Raw genomic sequence first — 19,629 nt, 5'->3', positions numbered from 1 at the left:
GTAGTGTTATAAAACATAACCTCCAAACTTTTTCAGCATTATTTTTCAAGTTTTTTTTCAAGACTTAACAAGTTATATAATGTACGTGTGATAAAGCCATACTACTCGATTCTCACCCTATTGGAGACATCCTGTTATAGAGACATAGCGTGCCGCACTTCTACATGGAGGTATATATGATTTATTGAGTGGCGATGTGATAATTTTCCATACAATAAGTGCGTGAATGATACAAAAATATAAATCACTGAACATTAACAGCTTAAAAACACGATTATGTTTTACCGGAAAGTCGTACATGTTTATGAGAAAAGTCGTACGTGTTTTTCCGAAGTCACATAATAGAAAATAAGAGTAGATAAAAAATACACAATAAGCATAGCCCAATCTCAGGATCAACTTTTCTTTCAATCTTTTTCAGGAAACCGCCAAGACGTAATTATCTATGATAATCAAAAAACGATTTTAATTCTTATCACGAATCGAAACGAAGGTAATTTGCTAGAAAGAATTCAGACAATGAAATTATAAAGCAGAAAAACAAATTTATTCCTTACCTTTAGCACAAATAAAGCAAAAGACCATGATACACGTATTAATAAACACACTCGCAGAGAAAATGAACGAATTTCTTTCCAGCTATTATGAACGGGCAGAAATTATAGTGGAAGCCGGAAGTATTGATGCGACTCCAAATGAGGATCAATCGGATAAAATCATACTTTCTATCGTGAATATAGAGCGAGAGACAGCAATGGGAATCTCTGCCCCCTATAGGAACACAAAAAATAACACATTCCAACAAACATCTCCACCATGGTACTTGAATATATATATTATGGTTGCCGCTGTTTTTTCATCTAAAAGATACTTAGAATCTATACAAATATTATCGGATTCAATCTCCTTCTTACAACAAAATTCCATTCTTAAATTACCAGACCAAGGTACCATAACGCTCGAACCCGTAACAATTAGTATGCAAGAGCTCAGCAATATATGGAGTATATTAGGAGGGCATTATTATCCATCAATCCTATGTAAAGCACGAATCATATCTTTTGACGGAACAGAAATCAAGGATATAAAACAACGAATATCAAGTCAAAAAATAAATTAGAAATAATAATGTTATCAAACATATAGCATTTAATATCATGCCATATTCTTTTTATCTACTTTTGGAATATTATAACTATAAAACAAACCAATGATGAAATTTGACTTTTTAATTAACATTATATTTAGCCATGAATATTATAATGAATGTATTCCTTCTGAAATCTTCGAGATAGAACCCATGAGAACGAATAGAGTCGTATTAGGAGGACCTAAATATCCTTTTAGGCAAACGGGTCGAAATCAATATGCACTAATTGGAGATCGAGAAGAGCTTCTTGATCACCTTTCAACCTCCCCGGATGGTCTCAACCTTGAGTTTCAAGCACATTCAAAAGATCCGAATTTTTTACTGTATACACAATCCCTGCTACCGGAAGAGCTAAATGATTCAGATATACAATTAAGTGTTATCGATAACCGACTGAATCGGCTCAATGTGATCATTCATGTTACCAAAGAATTATTAGAAACGAAATGCCCAATACAGAAAGAAATCCATTATCACACAAAAGAAGCCTATTGGGATTTTATCTTGATACCTCGTAATCCAGAAAATGCGTCAATGGATATTTTTATGGAGGATAATGGACCGGAAAATATTAGCTTCAAGAATCCCGAGCAAATCCGTTTCATGGATAAGGACGTTTTTCGTATCAGCACAGAATATCCGATAAAGATTAAGGAAGAGTCTTATTACCAAAGAAGATCTGAACGTACCGATGAATGGAAAAGCCGTAAACGCGATACGTAGCTTCCCCGGTGAAGGAATCAAGGTTTGGGGTGCCCGCACGATGGATGGTAACTCGTTAGACTGGCGTTATATTAACGTAAGGCGTACGATGATCTTCCTAGAGGAATCGATCAAGAACGCCGCCCGTGCCTATGTATTCGAACCGAATGTAGTAAATACATGGGTAAATATGCGTAGTATGATAGATGGATTCTTACGGGGCGTATGGAAACGAGGTGGATTAGCAGGAACTTCCCCCGAAGACGCATATAGCATTCATATCGGATTGGGAGACACGATGACTCCGGAGGATATTCTGGAAGGTATCCTCAGGATATCCGTATTCGTGGCTATTACCAGACCTGCGGAATTTATCGAGATCACATTCCAACAACAAATGCAAAAAAGCTGATAATTTAAGAATTAAAACCTATTAAAAAATACGAATATGGCAGGAGAAGCACAAGATAATGTATGGCCGTTACCCAGTTTTTATTTTAAGGTAGAATTAGGTAGCCTCGGGGAAATCGCTTTTAAAGAGGTATCTGGTCTGGATATGGAAGCCCAAGTAATTGAGTACCGACATGGTAATAGCCCGGTTTTCTCAAATATCAAGATGCCGGGACTGAAGAAGACGAGCAATGTCAGTCTAAAGAAAGGGGTTTTCAAAGCGGATAACAAATTATTCGATTGGTTTAACAAGATAAAAATGAACACAATACAGCGAGAAGATGTAACAATCAGCTTACTGGATGAAGCAGGAAGCCCTACGATGGTTTGGAAATTATCGAACGCATGGCCGACTAAGGTTACCGGTGTCAGCTTAAAATCCGATGGAAACGAGGCTGCCATCGAAACCTTAGATTTAGCGCATGAAGGATTGACCATAGAAAACGCTTAATGCTAAGGTTTGATCATATTGTCCCTCCTCCGGTAGCGTTTTATTTCAACGTGACTTTCGAAGGATTGATCGAGACCTCTTTCCAAGAGGTCTCGGGACTACAACTTGAAATGGAGACAGAAACGATTAAGGAAGGGGGAGAAAACAGTTTTAGCTATCAGGTGCCTACCCGACGAAAGCACGGTAACCTTGTGTTGAAACGTTCTTTAATGCCTTTGCCTCATGTGCTAGAGACATATGTGGTTAAAGTATTGGAAAATAATGGAAGTGCCCAGATCGTTCCCGTCAATTTAACTATATCATTGCTGGATGCCGGGCATTTTCCCCTAAATAATTGGTCTGTGCTCAATGCTTACCCTGTAAAATGGGACATTAGCGCATTGAATTCCCAAAAGAATGAGCTGGTGATTGAAACATTGGAGATGGCTTATACTAATTTGATCCGTATGTCGATAAGAGATACAGAAGATACGAAAAAAGAACAATTTAAGCAATGGCTATAACTATAAAAGAAATCCAAGTGTCCGCAAAAGTGACACAGCAGAAAAAGGAACCCGACCTCCCTCTCTCCCGTGATTTGATACAACAAATCAAAGAGGAGGTAATTCGTGAGGCCAAGAAAGATTTGTCAAACCTTTTTTCTTGTAGAAAGGAGCGGTAAAACATGAACCAAAAGTTGATCATCGAGGCATATAAATCAATTGAATACAAAGGTGGCGAGAAATTGGGTAGTATCACCGTCCAAATCAATCCGGATAGCTATAAGTTAAGCAAATCTACCTCCTATAAGAAAGACGAAAGCATAAAAGAGGATAAGCAACTACCGGAGTATAAACACACCAACCCCTCCACTCTCTCATTTGATATACACTTCGATGGTACCGGTATTATCCCGACGGGGAAAAAAACCGTGACAGAAAGGATCAAGGATTTGGAGAATATCATTTTTCTTCCTAGCGCGGAGATCGATCCACCCAGCCCTTGCTTCCTTAAAGTAATTTGGGGGAGTCTCATTTTCAAGGGGAGATTAACCTGCCTAAATTGGGATTACACCTTATTCTCGCCCAATGGCAATCCTTTACGAGCTAAAGGCTCCTTGTCACTAACTGAGGCGATTAGTAGTAGAGAGACACAAGCAAAAAAGAAAAATCAAAAAGCTGAGGGTAAATTCGTTACTTTTAAACAAGGAGACAGTCTAATCGGGTTATGCGCAAAAGAATATAAAAATTCTGGTTATGCTCCAATGATTGCCTCCATAAATAACCTAATCAGCTTTAGAGATATAAAACCCGGAACTCAATTATGGTTCCCTAAAATATAATGAATATGGATAATTCATTTATAATCAAACTATTCCTAAATAGTAAAGATGTTACGGAGCAATACTCCGTAATCAATGCAAAAATATACAGAGCATGTAATAAGATCGATAAAGCAACGATCTCCATCAGCGCTGATATTATCGACAACAGCCAATTTGAAATACCAGACAACAAAATATTCAATCCGGGTACGGAGCTTAAGTTTCAAGCGGGTCCAACAGATAAGGTCAACACCTTATTTGAGGGATGCGTTACAACCCATCAGTTAAAAATCAATAGCGAACAACAAACTCTATTTATTTTAGAATGTAGGGGTTTCGCATATCCTGCAACTTTGGACGTAAAAATAATGTATATGAAAATAGTAAAGATGATACCGTTATCAAGAAGATTCTGGGACAATACGGGCTTTCCGCCAAAGTAGATAGCACCGGTATAGAAATTCCACAACTGGTACAATACTATTGTACAGATTGGGATTTTGTACTCACACGAGCACAAAATAACGGATTAGTCGTTATCACTGACGGTAAACAAGTCAAGGTATGTAAACCGAATGTATCCGCCTCCCCGGTCTTAACCATCACCTATGGAGATAATTTAATCGCTTTCGATGGTTCTATATCCGCTTCCGAGCAATACACAGATACAAAAGCTTGCGCTTGGGACGTGAGCCGTCAACAAATTATCAAAGCCACCGCCAGCAAACCTCCTCTCAATGCCCAAGGCGATATCGCCGCAAAGGATCTATCCGGTCTGGCAAATGAAGTGATGCTTTATCAAACTAACGCTCCCATCGGCGACGCTTCTTTACATGCTTGGGCCGATGCGCAAGCTTTATGGAGCGGTCTGGCACGTTTTCAAGGCTCCATCACAATTTACGGGAATGCGTCTATTATTCCGGGCTGTATTATCAAATTAGAAGGATTAAGCAAACATTATAGTGGAAACGCATTTGTTCAATCAGTAGAACATACACTACAAGGAGGCGAATGGAAGACACAAGTCTATATGGGTTTCAATCCGGTAGTCATTACCGAAGAGCCCGATGTAGTCGCTCCCGCAGCTAGTGGTTTTTTGCCCGGTATACGAGGATTACAAATAGGGATCGTTAAAAAGATCGGAGATAATAAAGATTTCGAGAATTTTATATTAGTCGATATACCCTTGTTACAATGTGAGAAGACGGAGATATGGGCTCGGCCGGTCAGTCCGTACGCAAGCAATGGGGTCGGCATGTTATTTCTACCGGAAGTCGATGATGAGGTAGTCCTGCAATTCATCAATGAGGACCCCTGCCACCCTGTGATTATCGGAAGTTTGTACAGTCGCAAACGAAAAACGCCGGTTTCTTTAGATCCAAAAAATAATTTAAAGACAATTGTTACAAAAAACCAGTTGAAAATTACTTTGGACGATGATAAAAAGATTATCACAATAGGGACTCCCGGAGAGAACACGCTCATATTGGATGATGACAAAAAGCAAATTCTGTTATCCGATGCTAATAAGAACAAGGTCTGTATGGATAAAAACGGAATTATGGTAGAATCCGGCAAAGATCTCATATTTAAGGCAAGAGGGAATGTCAAGACAGAAGGAATGGGTATCGAATCCAAGTCTAAGCAAGATACCAAGATAAATGGCTTGAATATCGAGGTTTCCGCACAAATGGGAGTTAAAGTAAAAGGGTCTGCCACCGCCGAAATATCCGCATCCGGCCAAACCGTTGTAAAAGGAGGCGTTGTAATGATTAATTAAATCGAATGATTTATGCAGAATAAAAATAGTTTTTTAGGTAAAGGATGGGCATTCCCCCCAGAATTCAGCCATAATGATAATCCCACCCGCATGTTTAATTATGAAGAAGACATCCGGCAAAGCTTGATCATCCTTCTCTCCACTCGCACAGGGGAGCGAATACATCGTCCGGATTACGGTACGGAACTATATCGTTATCAGTTTGAACAATTAGATCTTACCATGGAGACCATGATTAAAAGCGCTATTGAGAAGGCTGTTCTCTTATACGAGCCTAGAGTCTCGCTTGATCGCATAGAAATTAATAAGGCTTCGATTCAAGATGGCATTCTGATTATCGAACTTTATTATACGATACGTATGAATAATGTCCAACAAGAATTGACCTATCCTATCTATTTTGATTCTAACCGATGAATAAACAATGGAATAAAGATGGATTGACAAGAAAAAAATTGGAGAATGATTTCCGGATACATGAGCCTTTTCAAGTACTCGAGAAAAATCTCTCCAATTTATTGGCTCGTGCCTTTTCGAAATCATCCTTTTTATATCATTACCAATCCTTAGCCATACTCAATGAGATCAAGCAAACAGATACAATCGGGATCGAACAGAGTTTCATTTTGTGGCAAAATGAGAACTCACCGGAAAGTAACAGAGAAATCACCTATCTAAGAAACGCTCTATACCATAAGTTCTCTGATTGGTATCAAAGATTGAATCATCGGATCTTTAGAGATTCCATGTCCGATTTATTTCTGGATATGGAGAAATATAACCAGAGACTTCAGCTAATAACCCTATCCAATCCTAAAACGGTTCGTAGAAGTCTCTACCTATTATTACGTATCCTCCGCAATTTACAAAACAAACGGGAGATTTACATCCAAGAAATCGCTAAAAGCGGAGAGACCGATCCCTCATTAGCTGTTTTAATCGCTTTCTTGAAAAACTATCAATATCTGGTAGATCAGTTCAATAAACGCTGGGAAGCTTATCCGTTATTTTATGTCAACCAAATATTGAAGGAATCTCCCCAAAAAGCGATTATTCCTTCCGCTTGGTTTATCGCCGTGAAGAATAATACCGCACGGCAAGCCCAGTTACCCAAGGGTACAGGTATTATAACACAGGTACCATTTCCTGCGCAAGATATCCAATTTTGTTATCGTACGGACGAAGATTATTCGGTCAATGACATGAAAATAACGAGTATACATTCGTTACTATTGGAAAAAGATCCGAAAAAATATCCAGCGAGCCGATTAGGCTTCGTTACGTCCATCTGGCAAAAACAGTTGAATGACAGGATCGGAAACGTTCCTTCTAAGAAGCCCAATCTGGACTCAGAGCTAATCTTTGAGAACCAATCCTCTATACAAGCCGGACTGATGATCGAATCTCCCATGTTATTACTTCGGGAAGGACATCGGGATATACATATCACATTCGGATTAGAAGAAGACTCCATATCATATTTCAAAGAATTAATCGCTACTACGGAACAATCTTCCCACGAAACCGGGCGTGTATTAAACGACGCTTTCCTATTGGAGTTAAGCACAGAGAAAGGTTGGGCCCCGATATACGCCTACACCTTGACATTCATCAACGAAAACTCCTTTTATCTGAAATTCGTCCTTAATGAGAAATTCGACCCTACAACACCTTGCTCTGAAGCTCATGGTTGCCAAACACGGAACCCAGCGCTCCGTATATTGATGAACACGGATGCTTGGTTATTCCCCTACTCTTGGGTACACCGTATTTTTATTACTAGCTTAAAGATAAAGGTACATGTATCCGGCATGTCATCCTTGAAAATCTATAATCCTCTGGGAGAAGTAGACGCAAGCGTACATTTCCCTTTATTCGGGTTAGAAGCTCAAAAAGGCTCATGGTTCGCATTCGGTAATTATGAGATAGCGATCAAGCCTATCCAATCCATGGGTATTACTTTGCAATGGGCGGATCTACCTTATTCGGAAGGAGGTTTCTATGATTTGTATCAAGCATATAAGACACCTATCGATAATACCACCTTCAAAGTTGAATGGGAAAAACTAACAGACCAGAAATGGGTAAAATTACCGGAAAGTACATCTTGTCTCTTCAATACGAAAAACAAGCATACTTCCCCTAGGGGAAAGCTCTCGGAGTACAGCGAGATCGTTTACGACAAACCGTTCAAAAACATTACGGTCTCCACGGAAGAAGAGCAATATCAATACATGAAAGCCCAGCAAGGCTTCTTCAGGATTAGACTCACAGATCCGAACGGCGGATTCGGGCAGACGGAGTACCGGATGCTCTTTGCGGATATCATGATAAGAAACAGCCATACCCGTAAACAGACCCCGGTGCCCAAACCTCCTTACAACCCTATGATTGAAAGTATAGGTATCGGTTATAGCGCCGAGGAAGAATACTTTTTCAATGGCGATACCCCAAGAGATAGATGCCGTATCTATCATATCCATCCATTGAGGCAAAAGGAATTACATGAAATCGATCTACGTCATCCGTTCCCAATGGTGGAAGTACCCACAGAAGATGGGATTATTCTATTCGGTATTGGTAACTTGATCGGTAACGACCAGATCCGTTTATTCTTCGAGATGGCTGCCTTGAAACGGGAAATCGAAAAAGAATATCTTCCTTGCGTACAATGGTCTTTCTTCAACGGCAAGCAATGGGAGTTTATCAAACCGGGTAATTTACTTTCCGATACAACCGGGAATCTGTTGAATACAGGTTTGGTAGACATCCTGCTTCCCTCACCTATTAGCGAGGAAATGCTTGACATAAATGGAGATTTCTGGCTTTCGGCAAAAGTATCTTGCCACACGCAAAATTGTTCATCCATACGAAATGTCTATCTAAACCCAGTGAAAGCCCGGTTAGAAATCCCCGAAGAAATGGAAGCCCTGATCGGTGAGGAACTCGAAAGCTTCACGGGACTCGTTTCTTTCGAGAAAAGTATGCCGGGACTTACGGATATTTACCAGATCATACCCGCTAAAGGAGGACGTTCGCCGGAAACGCCAGAGGATATGCGGCTCCGGATCACCCAAGAGATGTCCCATCGGAACCGGGCTGTATTGCCTAGGAATTACGAGCAAATAACATTGGCTCAGTTCCCCGAAGTCGAAAAAGTACTTTGCTTGCCCGGAATAGACAGTAAAGCTCAAAACAGGAGCCCGATCGTAACATTGGTCGTGATGCAAAAGGAGAAAGATAAAAAGATCTTGCCTTTATGCGAACATAGGCTACTCATGCGAATCGAAGATTATATAGGTGACAAGACAAGTCCGTTCATTACCGTTGATGCAATCACTCCGGTCTACGAGGAAGTAACCGTTTGCTGTAACCTCCGGATAAAGCCCGGATATCCCGTAGGAGATATACTCCGCCAGACAGAGGCACGCATTAATAATTGTATCGCACCTTGGCGAGATAAGGAAGAGATCCCGGTATTTGGGCTTTCGTTCTCATCGACCAATCTTTATAACTCCATACGAGAGTGTGAAGCCATCGTGGACATTGATATATTAAGCGTAGCGCATGTCGTATATACGGCAAAAGACCAACAAAAGAGCTATTATCTAAACCGCTACCCGGAAGAGGCTAGGCAAAATTTCAACGTTAGCCCTTCCCAACCTTGGTGCATATTAGTTCCTTCTGATAGGCATTTGCTATATATTGACCAAAAAGACGAACTATTGGAACAACTCGGACTCGGATATTTAGGAGTTGGAAGTAATTTTATTATTAACAAATAAAACAAACCGGATATGCCTCGTACAAACAGAAATACACTAAAAGAATACTTTAAGCGCGGAAGTATGCCCAACCAAAAGCATTTCTACGAATTAATCGATTCCATGGTCAATATTTCCGACGACGGGATCGATAAAAATCCGGATGATGGCTTACGGTTAGCTCCTTCCAAGGAAAACAGTCCCGTCATCAGCTTATTCACGAACATACAAGACAATATTCCTGAGTGGAAAATATACCTAGGTAACAATAGCCAACTCCATATCATACGTCAAGGGCAAGATGAACCGATACTATCGCTTCATCCAAACGGTCGTATCGAGATGAACCAACCCGGTATGGATATACGTATCAACGGCAGTCTTTCCGCAACCCGCTTCGACGGCGCGATACGGGGTAAATTTCCCGCAGATGGCGAATGGCATACCCTGCAAATACCAACGGAAGGATGTCGTGCCTACCGCATCATGGCTGGATGCGGTAAGTTAAAAAGCGGACAATACGCATTGGTGGAAGCCACGGCTATCCATTGTTACGGGAAACATCGAAAAATCCGTACGAATCAATCTTGGTTCGGTTCCTTTTTTAACAAGATCAAATTCCGTTGGTACGGCCCCGGACAAAAATGCAAGTTGCAAATACGTAGCGGACGGGATTATGGAGACAACATCTTTGTTTGTTTCCAGATAACCGATTTATGGAAAGATTACCGGATGGATGCCTCCGACCGGAGAAACACCTTTAATCAAGAATAGCCATGGATGATCTGCCCAACCTGCAAGAACTAAAAACGGAGGAATCCATATTCGATAACCTCCAAAAGAATGCCTTGGAAACAATCCGGGAGCTTTCGGGACAATTGTGGACAGACCATGCCCCGCACGACCCGGGAATCACGACTCTGGACATCTTAAATTACGCCTTAAGCGAATTGGATTACCAAATGAGTTTCCCATTAGAACAATATCTCACCGGATCGAATAATCGTTTCAATCCGGAGGATTACGGCTTGTTCAGTCCTGAACGGGTTTCCGGGATGGCCCCTGTGACACCCAAAGATTACCGAGACCATTTTTTAGATCAATTAGATAACACTGATTACTTAATGAACTTATCGGACCTGCAAATCCACCCTTATAGATCCAATGATCAGATCTGCCACGGATGGTTCGACCTATTTATAGAACTCTCGTCCTTTATCTCAGAAGATCAACACAAACAGGAAGAAAAGAAAATCAAGGAAAAGATTGAGGAACTATATCACGCGAACCGGAATTTAGGAGAAGCCCTACACGCAATCCATTTCGTAAGAAGAAAACCTTTATTACTTATTGGAAATATCGATATAGACGGTAGCATCTCTCCGGAAAAAACCTTGATCGCCATTTATACGGAGGCGATTCAATTATTCGCACCGGGAAGTCATTATACAGGTAGTGCGCTTCCCATATACAAGCTTTTCAAAGGGATCAAGCAGATACAAGGGGTTCTATCGATACACTCTTTGGAATTTCAAGGTTTTGAAGAGGGTGAATACGCCTATACATTAGCATTATCTTCCCCTGAGCAAATCAAGATACGACTTTACCAAAACCAACAAGCAGTAGAGATTAATGCCACAAAAGTATTGAATCGTTTGCATTCGCGGAATAATATCAACCATGCGATACGAGAACAGAAAAAACAAGCCAAATCGATCCTCATGGACAGTCGCCATATCCATCTGAATGATTATAGCGTCACAAATGATTTCCCGATTTGCTACAAGGACTCGTTTACCGATTCATTCAAGGCATATCTTTCTATATTCGACCATCTCTTTTCGGAGGGACATAAAGAAATGAACCATCTAAAAGATTGGATGGCCTTAAATATGGGAACCCCCGGTTCCGCTTCTATGGAACAAAACAAAGATCTGCTATTGGATACGTTGGATAAAATCTACGGCGAAAATAGCAACCAGCCTTTTCTCCGCTACTCCCATAAAGAGATAAACCGTCAACGAAGAGTCCGGTTCCTGCGACAACTACCGGAACTTATCCGGGACCGGTATCTAGGCTGTAATCTATTCGACGCAGACTCCCTTTCCGGATTGGAAAGATATCTCTATTCCATACTCGGATGGGAAGATGCGAAAGAGCAAATTTTCATTCTGGAAAACATACTCCTGCATTCACCGAAGGCGACTGATCATCCAGTCCCCTCCCGGGAATTTACCTTAACGGCAATCCTCTCACAAACAAAACGTACGCGGCAACGGCCGGATTTTCAGCTTCGTCTTGAAGAATTCTTGCGAGAGAAGATACCGGCACATCTACGATTCACGGTTCATTGGCTTCCTCCGAAAGAGCTAGCCCTATTTGTCAAAGACTATAAGGCATGGCGAAAAGCGTGGGCCGATAAAGACGACAAAGAGATTGACCGCACCGGAGAAATCTTAAAGAATAATCTGATACGAATAAATATAGAACTTTAAATTTACCCTTATGTCAACCAGATATCGAACTACCTACCACGGCATTTTATTGGGCTTATTACTTCATGTAATCATGGCACAAGCCGTTAACGCCCAAAGAAGTCTCTCGGAGCGATTGGATTATTTCCGGAGTTTAGGAGAGCGGACCGAATTGGAACTGGAAGAGATTCGTACCCCGATCGTCTCCTATCAAGCTCTTATGGACTCGATCACCCAGCGTATCTTAACGGAGCAATGCAGTTATATCGTCTATCCCGCTGAATTGGGGAACGCTTTCACTTTCGTAATAAATCCGGACGCGAACCAAGCGATATTGCGTTTGGGTTATTTACAGTCCCCGAGTTCCTTATTACCAGATCATGTGGAACAATGTGCATATACACCTTGGTTGTTCGGAAACGAGTTATTAACCGCATCCAAGAATAAGGCCAACGCAGATCCTCTCTTCCGCTTCTTCGATGCAATGCCCGGCCCAGTCAAAGTAACGCAAGCTTTGTGGTATTATTTCAATAAAAGAGAACCGGAAAGGATATTGCCTCCCCCTACCGTCGAGAATATGTATTTCTTCAAGGGCAAAACCGGAGATCTGGATAATATGCAATCGTTGCTCAACTCCGATAAACAAGGCTATATCATTTGCCCCGTATGGACAGAAGACGTTACAGGAGTTCTGGATAATCCGGACGAGAATCCCTCCATCAGAGGAAGCGGAACGATTGAGTTTTTCATCAAAGAAGCTCCCCTTTCCATCGCCCTCAACATCACGCCTTGGGAAGAAGACGCCATTGGATACCGGGAAACCGATTTCATCCCATTCGTTTACGACACCACTTACACGCAAGCCGTAAAGAACTGGTTGCTATCCGTGCGTGAGCTGCGTCCCTCCACGATTCGTACGTTCTTCTGTTATTTCGATAAACGTAGCAAAGAAGAGATCGCCACACAAAAGAAAAAGGGAAATTGCAGTATTCCCGTATTCAAGGTAGATGGCGCATCATCGGAAACCGAACGCCTATCCGAACGCCTAAGTCAATACAACCAACGAGCTTTTCCCATCGTGCCGTATTGGTTGCAATCCGTATACGAGCAATTACCGGCAGGCCTTATCCGGAAATTCAGCCGGATGGAATATCTAGGGTATGTAGTGGATACAGAAAGCGGGCAACCTAGTCAAGTAAGCGACTGGCAACAACAGGAGTGTCTGGTAGATATGCCCGTTTATTCGGATACGCCTGTCGATTTGCTGGTCCTATTCCGAAACTCAAAAGCGACGAATGATTTCCTAAGATCGAAAGAATCCCAGATGGCTCTTTTAAATAACTTATTCACAAAGGATACCGGCACGATCAACCGGAACCCGTCTCTCCGGAAACTCAACGGCTTGACTCTTTACTTCCCTGATTTCGATTTTAAGCTGGAGAACCGGAGAGAACTTGTACAATTCGTGAAGTCCACCAGTTTCGTAATTGATTCCTTTTGTGTGATGGGTAATAAAATATATAGAAACTACGATTTAAATGTCATATTCCCTATCAAGGAGAAAAAGCATATCGGTTATCTATCCATTCTATTGAAATACCAATTGGTAGACCGCCTTTGTTTTGTCGATTACGATGAAATGGGCGTTCCTGTAACTACTTGCGAAAATCGAGAGAATAAGCAAGAACCAGTACTCAAGATGGTCATGTATGAGGAAGAATGCGAGGTATCCTTACTAGATAATCTTTTCAACTCTTTATTCTATTTGCTAAATCCTTTTCCGCAAGGCGAGCAACTCACCAGTTGCTCCGATGATCTGGCGCAACTGGCAAATACGGAATTCTCCAACCCGATGCTTATTTATTTCGTATTGGGTGATATATTCCTATTTCTCATACTATTAATCCTAATCAACCTGTATATGACATCCAGTAAGTTCTACATGTTGGCACAACATTATAAGCGATATGTCTTGCCTCTATTACTGGTATTCATATCCGAGATCGTATTGGTATTATACCTAATCACCAATATCGTATCCTCGCGGGAAACTTTCGACATATGGACCCAAATGATACTGTTGGCGCTCCCACTCTTCTTTTTTCTCTTAATCATCGTACCGATCGGGCACCGGGAAAGAGAGCCGTTGCCTTAAATCACCACCGGCCCTCTTTATTCAATTCCCGGCGGATCGCCATAGATAAGATATCGGAATCTAGCCGGGGAGTGTCTTGCTTTAGCAACCGAAGGGCACAACGCCGGATCACATTCGAGATGGAGCCACCCGATAACTCATAAGTAGCTGCCATACGAATCATTTTGTCCGCATCCGCAGGTAGCCAAGAAGAGGGAAGCATTCTACGCCATAATTCCTCACGTAAGTCTTGATCCGGCATCGGGAAATAGATAATAGACTGGAAACGACGGGAGAAAGCTTCATCAATATTACTCTTTAAGTTTGTGGCCAAAACAACGGTTCCCGGGAAATCCTCGATCCGTTGCAGCAAATAAGCGATCTCTTGATTCGAATGGCGATCATTAGAAGTGTTCGTTGAGGTTCGTTTACCGAATAAGGCATCCGCCTCATCGAAAAAGAGAATCCAATTCCGGTTTTCCGCTTGGTCGAATACATTCGCAAGGTTCTTTTCAGTCTCGCCGATATATTTGGAGACAATCATGGAAAGATCGATACGATATACATCCATCCCGTTCTTCTTGCCGATCAAGGTCGCGCAAAGCGTCTTACCCGTTCCCGGCGGGCCATAAAACAAAGTGCGGTAACCGGCCTTCAAAAAACGACTCAATCCCCAGTCCGAAAGGATGACTCGATGACCCGTAATCCAATTATTTATCTCTTCCAACTCCTCACGCACATAATAAGGCAATACGGCATCTTCCCAATTCAAAGCCGTACTAATCCGTTTGGCCGGAAAACCCATATTATAGTCCGGCTTATATTCTCCCTCAAAAGATAAACGGTACAAGAAATCCTCCGATATACGCAGTTGTCCGCTCAAGAACGGTTCACCATTCCCGGCTCCTTCCAAGCCAACGACGTGATACATATGGAACCAATGCTCCTCACGAAATAGACGAACCACTTCCAGACGGCGTTCCACACGATCGCCCGCCAACAGGAAAACGGCCGTCTCGCCCGTTGGCAAGAATCCTCCGTGCGATAGTCCTTTCCAACCGCCAAATTCCGTATAAGGACGGTCAAAATTCTTATTATGCACAAAGAAAATATCCAACACCTGCGGAGAAAGATGAGGCATTAAGGCCAACATCAACACCATCCACTCATCGAAAGTAGGATCGACCTGTTCCGGCAACAACGCCTTCCAAAGCGGTCCTGCCTTCGGGAGTGCGATATCATAGACGGAAGATAAATCGCACTCCTGCCGGAAATACAAACGAATAGAGACATCCAATACCCGCTGGAACCAATCGATCCACTCGTTCATAAGACAGAAGCAGCTTTAGCGCCCATCACATCCGCCTCGTGTTCCAAGGATAAATCATCGTTAACGGCCATTCCACCTACCTCGGTAGTAGGCTGCACACGTCCCTCTGCTTGCTGGATGACGTGTGTCAACTCATGTCCCAATAGCTGCTGTCCGGCAGACGTATCCGGTTTGAATTGTCCCGGGGCGAAATGGATATCCGTACCTTGCGTATATGCCAAAGCCCCAACCTCCGGCGCTTTCGATGAATCCGGGTGTACACGTACCGAAGAGAAATCCGTCCCGAAGGAAGACTCCATGCCTTGGATTACATAATCCGGAATCCCTGTCTGGTTCTTCGTTTGCCGTTGGGCCACAAATTTTCCTTGAAGAAGCTCATCCTCATCTTCCACATCCCGCTGAACGGCGAACTTACCTTGCTGCAAATCATCCTCATCCATCGCGTCACGTTGCATAGTTTCCACCATTTTAGCCTGCAAGACAGATTGTACCCGATTATCTTCCATCAATTGTGTTGATTCACCTTTACGGTTTTGAAAGACCTGCGAAGGTCCTTCTTGAATCTGTATCCGATCCGCATTCATAATGTTATCATTTAATAGTATTTTACCGCCACTTTACTCTAAGCATTTTTTCCATCCATGGAGCTTTAACGAGCTTGAAGTTCCAAGGAAGCGAGTCTAATAAGATGTCAAAAGGCTTCTCCTCGACCGTTAGCATCCAATTATCCTCTTCCATTTTTAACATTCCCTTTCTCTGGATAAAAGTTTTTTGAAAACCTTCCCAGCTTGTATGCCTCATCTTGTCCCAATTCATAAGTACCGCTTTCTTCAATTGTTCCATGATCTCCAATTCATTCTCGGTTAAATCACACGAGCGAGGAAGCGGTTCCGGGCTGTTGTCATAGCCCGTCAAGACTTTGTTTAAGAATAATTCTGACTCCGGAATTTCCTTCTCATCCGTCACAAAACATTGGGACACAAAAATAGCTTTCACTTGGCATTCTTTCGATTTAAAGTCACGCCTGTCATCACTCAAGTAGCCTAACCGATTAAAAAGCATTGGCAGGTAGACGGCTATGATCACTAGGCCCGCATTGTCAATAGACACGCCATGGTCTTTTAACTGGCCATTCAAAACGTTCATATTCATATTATTTTTAAGTTGATATATAAAAACTGACAATTCAGGTAAATTAGTTATATGTCGCCCTATAAAAGTCTCGATCTTACGTAATTCCTCCTCTGGCACAGACTCCCTCAAACGCTGCCAAAAGAGGAACAACAATCCATCCTTGGAATAATTCCGGTAAACGTTGCCGGAAAGAGCCTGTAACCACCCCAACCAAAGGTTCTCTTCCAACCCGAAGCTATTGAGACGAAACAAGCGGATTACCTCCTCTACAAGTAAGCGCAAAGCGGGAGTCGCCCCTGTATATAATTCCTCCAATAATTCCATTTTTTTGGAATTGGACGGATAGATAGCGGGAAAAGCAGTACGGATGGGAAGCTCGGGCGCTTTCCCCGGTTTCGTGCCCAGTAAAGCATCCATGGTACGTGTAAACGCATCCATATTCTCCAACATACACTCATGCAATAACAAGCGCAGCCGAGCAGCATCTCCAAATGTACGATTCTCTTTTACATTCGTAAGGTATTGGATCAAGGATACCTGATTCGGAAAAGCCAGACCGTATTCACGGATGACAAGCAGTAATAAGGAAGCGAAGATACGAGCGGCCTCTATCGGTTCTTCCACCCTTATTCCGGATGAAGGAATATCCTTCAATTGCCGTAATTGGTCCAGTAAGACTTTCGGGTTCGTCTTCTCCAAGTCCCTCACGTACTCGAATAGATCGCCCAGCGGTTCATCGGCACGGCCCGTGATTATAAATTGCCCGAACCGATAGGCTTTCCTCTCCTCATTCAACCAAACAGAGAATAAAGGCTCGGGAGATTCCTTATCCATATCCTCGTACAGCAGATCTATTATCTCACGTAACTCTTCCGGGATCCATGGATGTTCCCCATGTGTTCCCTCATGGAAATAGGAGATCAGCTCCCGCACCGTGATATTATAATGGGCAGAGAACTGTCCCAACACCGAACGTACGAATTGTTTCCGGCTAAAAGCGGACAATGGCGCACTAAACAGCACCAGAAAGATAAATTCCCATTTCAACAGCCGGAACTCGTCACCCACCCTTCCTTCCAAACGCCCTTGCTCTTTCCCCTTATCCAGCGTCTGGGCATACCGTATAATGAAATGGCTTTCCACCGGAACGGTTTGCTCGACCACCGAATAGATTTGCTCCTCGCGCAAGAAACGGATAAAGCAACGGCACAAGCCGGGATTAGACAACCGATCTTTCAAATCTTCCGGGTAATAAACGGATATACCGGCGGGAGAATCATCGATAGCATTCAAGTACAAAGCAATGATCAATTCCCGAACGGCTGGATAAGCCGTTAGCAGTCCACTAGCCAAGGTACGGTAAAAATATCCCAACAACTCCATCACCGTCAGATTATAATGCGCCGCCAACTCCTTTAACACGGAGAAAGCGAACTGATGGCGGGAATATACGCTTCCACTTCTACCGAGAATAACCTCGAAGATAAACACCCATTTCAGCACCCGGAAATCATTCCCGGCTTTCCCTTCGAGCATGCCCAATTCCTTCTCCTTATCCAACGCTCTCGCATAGTCGATGACAAACGGACTCTCCGCAGGGATCACCTGTTCCACGATCAGGTAAATCTGTTCCTCATTATACCCGGATAAGAAAGTCAAGCTCTTCTCCCGCCGCACGAGCAAAGCCTTCAATTCTTCCAGAGAAAAAAGAGAGAAATTTTTAGTGAATTCCTTTTCCGATAATGTCTCTAGCCGGATATCCTTCAAAAGCGACAGTAACTCGGGCATGAACAAGCGGGTAGAGGCGAACTTATCTAAATCATACGTCAGCATCCCCAGTAAATCCACAAAATAAATGGAATAATAGCCGGATAATTCCCGCAGTGCGTACGTCACCATTTGTTTCCGGTTGAAATAGCCTTGATCCTGAGATAATAAATATCCCCATAGGATTATCCAGATAGCGTTTCTGTAATCATTCTTCCCTATCTCCGGACGCTTTATCTCGGGATAAGAGTCTTGCAAGAAACGGGCATAAGCGTTTATAAACGAGCTTTCCGAGGGTACCACCACATGTACCAAACGTTCTTGATAGATATCATCCAATTGAAAGACTAGACGTTTACGAATGGTAAGCGCCTTTCCCTTCTCACGCAGGAAATGACTTAATTCTATCGAAGATGTTCGTACTAATTTATCCAGAAGCTCCGGTAAGGTGAGTCGCTCCTCTTCCAGCCAAGGCCAATACCCGTGCGACATATAATAGGTAAATACTTCCAGCCAAGATTGCCTGATGGGAACAACTGCTATTCGGTCTGGATGCTCTTCTTTACTTCGCAAATAAGAAGCGAAAGTCTCGTCCAGTCTCTCCGCCAGTCTACGGGGGAATTGCTCATAGAATTCATCTTCTTCTAGCTCACCTAGATCCAAATCTAAACTCTCGATCCGGATCAACTCATCTTCCGTATCATAACGGCTTAAAATCTCATCCACGATCCCTTCTAAAGAGGTTCGGTTAAAGGTATCCCAACGACCATATAAATCATGAACGAAAGGTTCCCAATCCGCAACTAAATCTAGTTTTAAGGTGCCTATTGTTATCATATGGTTTGCAGGGTATTTCAGTCTTTATTAGATGCATGCAATATCTATATTATTCTTCGATTAAACAAGTATTATCCAGATTCTTTTCCACAAAAACATATAAAAGTTGATTGTGCCAGAATAAAACTTATGCGTACCTATAGGTAAACCTGATCGGTACCTATTCTATTCTTAAATTATCGCCACTGATTTTACAATCAGCGGCGGCATTTGTATATTCAGCGGCTGTGAATATAAATTCAGCGCCGCCAAATTAAGAAATAGAGCTTATCCGACAAAGAATATATAGGCTCTTGGAGAAGTATTTCCTAGGGAGAGAAGCGTTTTTCCTCCAACAGAGAGAGATATCAAAG

At 42.4% G+C, this 19,629-nt stretch carries 14 protein-coding genes and 2 pseudogenes; 13 read left to right on the top strand and 3 right to left on the bottom strand.

Features of this window, described 5'->3' with window-relative positions:
* Nucleotides 1-583 precede the first annotated feature (583 nt).
* The 13 genes and pseudogenes from QVP94_RS01845 to QVP94_RS01780 all read left to right on the top strand — a co-directional run bounded on the left by QVP94_RS01845 (nt 584) and on the right by QVP94_RS01780 (nt 14,229).
* Nucleotides 584-1,120 carry a Pvc16 family protein gene (locus tag QVP94_RS01845; protein WP_022191828.1) on the top strand — a complete coding sequence of 179 codons (537 nt, stop codon included), beginning with the start codon at nt 584-586 and terminating at the stop codon, nt 1,118-1,120.
* Nucleotides 1,121-1,213: 93 nt separating this feature from the next.
* A complete protein-coding gene (locus tag QVP94_RS01840; RefSeq protein ID WP_022191827.1) occupies nt 1,214-1,873 on the top strand; it encodes a hypothetical protein in 660 nt (219 codons plus the stop codon).
* Nucleotides 1,821-2,264, top strand: a pseudogene (locus QVP94_RS01835) (phage tail sheath C-terminal domain-containing protein); the annotation flags it as partial. The gene QVP94_RS01840 and the pseudogene QVP94_RS01835, both read left to right, overlap by 53 nt.
* A gap of 36 nt (nt 2,265-2,300) precedes the next feature.
* Nucleotides 2,301-2,753 (top strand): phage tail protein, encoded by a 453-nt coding sequence (locus QVP94_RS01830; RefSeq protein WP_005861441.1) that lies wholly within the window; start codon nt 2,301-2,303, stop codon nt 2,751-2,753.
* Entirely contained in the window at nt 2,753-3,256 is a 504-nt protein-coding gene (locus tag QVP94_RS01825; RefSeq protein WP_005861439.1) for a phage tail protein, read from the top strand. The genes QVP94_RS01830 and QVP94_RS01825 overlap by 1 nt, the downstream gene beginning before the upstream one ends.
* Nucleotides 3,247-3,414: a hypothetical protein gene (locus QVP94_RS01820; protein ID WP_005861437.1), complete on the top strand. Its 168-nt coding sequence runs from the start codon at nt 3,247-3,249 to the stop codon at nt 3,412-3,414. The genes QVP94_RS01825 and QVP94_RS01820 overlap by 10 nt, the downstream gene beginning before the upstream one ends.
* A 3-nt stretch (nt 3,415-3,417) precedes the next feature.
* Nucleotides 3,418-4,074 carry a CIS tube protein gene (locus tag QVP94_RS01815; protein WP_008781130.1) on the top strand — a complete coding sequence of 219 codons (657 nt, stop codon included), beginning with the start codon at nt 3,418-3,420 and terminating at the stop codon, nt 4,072-4,074.
* Nucleotides 4,074-5,836, top strand: a pseudogene (vgrG, locus tag QVP94_RS01805) (type VI secretion system tip protein VgrG). Before QVP94_RS01815 ends, vgrG begins: the two are co-directional and overlap by 1 nt.
* A gap of 12 nt (nt 5,837-5,848) precedes the next feature.
* Nucleotides 5,849-6,253 carry a GPW/gp25 family protein gene (locus QVP94_RS01800; protein WP_005861429.1) on the top strand — a complete coding sequence of 135 codons (405 nt, stop codon included), beginning with the start codon at nt 5,849-5,851 and terminating at the stop codon, nt 6,251-6,253.
* Nucleotides 6,250-9,621, top strand: a complete 3,372-nt coding sequence (locus QVP94_RS01795) for a baseplate J/gp47 family protein (protein WP_022191826.1) — start codon at nt 6,250-6,252, stop codon at nt 9,619-9,621. The genes QVP94_RS01800 and QVP94_RS01795 overlap by 4 nt, the downstream gene beginning before the upstream one ends.
* A 63-nt stretch (nt 9,622-9,684) precedes the next feature.
* Entirely contained in the window at nt 9,685-10,374 is a 690-nt protein-coding gene (locus QVP94_RS01790) for a hypothetical protein (RefSeq protein WP_226766670.1), read from the top strand.
* Between the two features lie 2 nt (nt 10,375-10,376).
* Nucleotides 10,377-12,095, top strand: a complete 1,719-nt coding sequence (locus QVP94_RS01785) for a hypothetical protein (RefSeq protein ID WP_005861426.1) — start codon at nt 10,377-10,379, stop codon at nt 12,093-12,095.
* Between the two features lie 10 nt (nt 12,096-12,105).
* Nucleotides 12,106-14,229, top strand: a complete 2,124-nt coding sequence (locus tag QVP94_RS01780) for a hypothetical protein (RefSeq protein ID WP_005861425.1) — start codon at nt 12,106-12,108, stop codon at nt 14,227-14,229.
* A 1-nt stretch (nt 14,230) separates the two neighbouring features.
* Here QVP94_RS01780 and QVP94_RS01775 read toward each other — a convergent pair whose 3' ends face one another.
* From QVP94_RS01775 to QVP94_RS01765, 3 genes are read right to left on the bottom strand one after another with little or no spacing between them, the layout of a single operon-like run.
* Nucleotides 14,231-15,538, bottom strand: coding sequence for an ATP-binding protein (locus QVP94_RS01775; protein WP_005861424.1), 1,308 nt, complete (start codon nt 15,536-15,538; stop codon nt 14,231-14,233).
* Entirely contained in the window at nt 15,535-16,122 is a 588-nt protein-coding gene (locus tag QVP94_RS01770; protein ID WP_005861423.1) for an eCIS core domain-containing protein, read from the bottom strand. The genes QVP94_RS01775 and QVP94_RS01770 overlap by 4 nt, the downstream gene beginning before the upstream one ends.
* A 22-nt stretch (nt 16,123-16,144) precedes the next feature.
* Complete coding sequence (locus QVP94_RS01765; protein ID WP_022191825.1) at nt 16,145-19,276, bottom strand: contractile injection system tape measure protein; 3,132 nt, start codon at nt 19,274-19,276, stop codon at nt 16,145-16,147.
* Nucleotides 19,277-19,629 lie beyond the last annotated feature (353 nt).

Origin of the sequence: Parabacteroides sp. CAG:2 (assembly GCF_000436315.1) — a bacterium.
Taxonomy (GTDB): Bacteria; Bacteroidota; Bacteroidia; order Bacteroidales; family Tannerellaceae; genus Parabacteroides; species Parabacteroides distasonis.
The sequence above is the reverse complement of the archived record's forward strand: the minus strand, read 5'-3'. Positions and strand labels throughout refer to the sequence as shown.

Excerpts from the sequence above, each read along its gene's own strand:
- QVP94_RS01845 (WP_022191828.1), top strand. The coding sequence starts at position 584 with ATGATACACGTATTAATAAACACACTCGCAGAGAAAATGAACGAATTT.
- QVP94_RS01840 (WP_022191827.1), top strand. The coding sequence starts at position 1,214 with ATGAAATTTGACTTTTTAATTAACATTATATTTAGCCATGAATATTAT.
- QVP94_RS01830 (WP_005861441.1), top strand. The coding sequence starts at position 2,301 with ATGGCAGGAGAAGCACAAGATAATGTATGGCCGTTACCCAGTTTTTAT.
- QVP94_RS01825 (WP_005861439.1), top strand. The coding sequence starts at position 2,753 with ATGCTAAGGTTTGATCATATTGTCCCTCCTCCGGTAGCGTTTTATTTC.
- QVP94_RS01820 (WP_005861437.1), top strand. The coding sequence starts at position 3,247 with ATGGCTATAACTATAAAAGAAATCCAAGTGTCCGCAAAAGTGACACAG.
- QVP94_RS01815 (WP_008781130.1), top strand. The coding sequence starts at position 3,418 with ATGAACCAAAAGTTGATCATCGAGGCATATAAATCAATTGAATACAAA.
- QVP94_RS01800 (WP_005861429.1), top strand. The coding sequence starts at position 5,849 with ATGCAGAATAAAAATAGTTTTTTAGGTAAAGGATGGGCATTCCCCCCA.
- QVP94_RS01795 (WP_022191826.1), top strand. The coding sequence starts at position 6,250 with ATGAATAAACAATGGAATAAAGATGGATTGACAAGAAAAAAATTGGAG.
- QVP94_RS01790 (WP_226766670.1), top strand. The coding sequence starts at position 9,685 with ATGCCCAACCAAAAGCATTTCTACGAATTAATCGATTCCATGGTCAAT.
- QVP94_RS01785 (WP_005861426.1), top strand. The coding sequence starts at position 10,377 with ATGGATGATCTGCCCAACCTGCAAGAACTAAAAACGGAGGAATCCATA.
- QVP94_RS01780 (WP_005861425.1), top strand. The coding sequence starts at position 12,106 with ATGTCAACCAGATATCGAACTACCTACCACGGCATTTTATTGGGCTTA.
- QVP94_RS01775 (WP_005861424.1), bottom strand. The coding sequence starts at position 15,538 with ATGAACGAGTGGATCGATTGGTTCCAGCGGGTATTGGATGTCTCTATT.
- QVP94_RS01770 (WP_005861423.1), bottom strand. The coding sequence starts at position 16,122 with ATGAATGCGGATCGGATACAGATTCAAGAAGGACCTTCGCAGGTCTTT.
- QVP94_RS01765 (WP_022191825.1), bottom strand. The coding sequence starts at position 19,276 with ATGATAACAATAGGCACCTTAAAACTAGATTTAGTTGCGGATTGGGAA.